Annotated in this window: 2 protein-coding genes; one reads left to right on the forward strand and one right to left on the reverse strand. The window is 45.8% G+C overall.

Annotated features, from left to right (window positions below):
- A partial coding sequence (locus ACTXGO_RS14710) for an FAD-dependent oxidoreductase (RefSeq protein WP_443575046.1) occupies positions 1 to 464 on the reverse strand: 464 nt, incomplete at its 3' end.
- A gap of 142 nt (positions 465 to 606) precedes the next feature.
- On the opposite strand from ACTXGO_RS14710, the gene ACTXGO_RS14715 reads away from it, so the two are divergent.
- Entirely contained in the window at positions 607 to 888 is a 282-nt protein-coding gene (locus tag ACTXGO_RS14715) for a DUF503 domain-containing protein (protein ID WP_443575047.1), read from the forward strand.
- Positions 889 to 966: the final 78 nt, after the last annotated feature.

The following is a 966-nucleotide window of genomic DNA, read 5'->3' on the forward strand; positions in this document are numbered from 1 at the left end:
ATACCGTGCTCAGCGCCTGGGATGTCGGGGAAAATAGGATGACCACCGGTCGCAATCAAAATATGGTCAGCGGTAATATGTTCGCCATTGACTTCAACCGTATTGGTATCGACGAATTTAGCAAAACCCTTTATGACTTCAACGCCGTTTTTTGCCAAATTATTATCATAAGAGCGATGGATGTTTTGAATATACTGCTGGCGGCTATTGACTAGCTTTTGAAAATCAAAACCTTTTAATTCAACATCAAAGCCATAGTCTGGCGCATACTTCTCAATAGCTTCGGCGACTTGTGCGCCATACCACATGACCTTTTTGGGTACGCAGCCCCAGTTGACACAAGTGCCGCCTAATTGTTCCGCTTCGATAATGGCGCATTTTTTACCATAGCTTGCCGCGCGGTTGATTGACGCAATGCCGCCGCTACCGCCACCAATGGCGATATAGTCATAATGTTTTGTCATGGTTGAGATCTCTTTAGTTCGTTTTGAGGCAATTTTAGTCTTATTGTTATGGGTACGATTCTGTATCTTACAAGTTGCCGACCATACACCAAGCGTGCTTGATGATACCATGAAGCGTGGATAACTTTAATGAGAAAAACCTATGCATATCGCTATCTTGACTATGATGTTCTCTTTGCCTGGCTGCGGCTCTTTAAAAGAAAAGCGCCAACGTATGGGCGGCTTGCATGCGCGCTTTGGCAATACACCAAGTGTCGCCGTCTGCGAAAGCGGTGAGCGCGATCGGCACGATGCCAGCGAATGGACGTTTGTCATCGTCGGGCTATCCAAACGTGAGGTTGAGTCGCAGTGTAGTCAGATAGAGGAAAAGATAGAGCGAACGGTAGATGCAAGGGTGATGGATATTGAGCGAGAGTTTATTTAGATGGGGTAGGTGTATCTCCTACCATGCAAGGCACTCAAAACCCTATCAAGCAAAATCAAGACTGATTTCAACACCTAA

The sequence above is a fragment of the Psychrobacter sp. T6-1 genome (assembly GCF_052258445.1).

What these genes read in the sequence shown, in the direction of transcription:
- ACTXGO_RS14715 (WP_443575047.1), top strand. Translation starts at nt 607, where the DNA reads ATGCATATCGCTATCTTGACTATGATGTTCTCTTTGCCTGGCTGCGGC.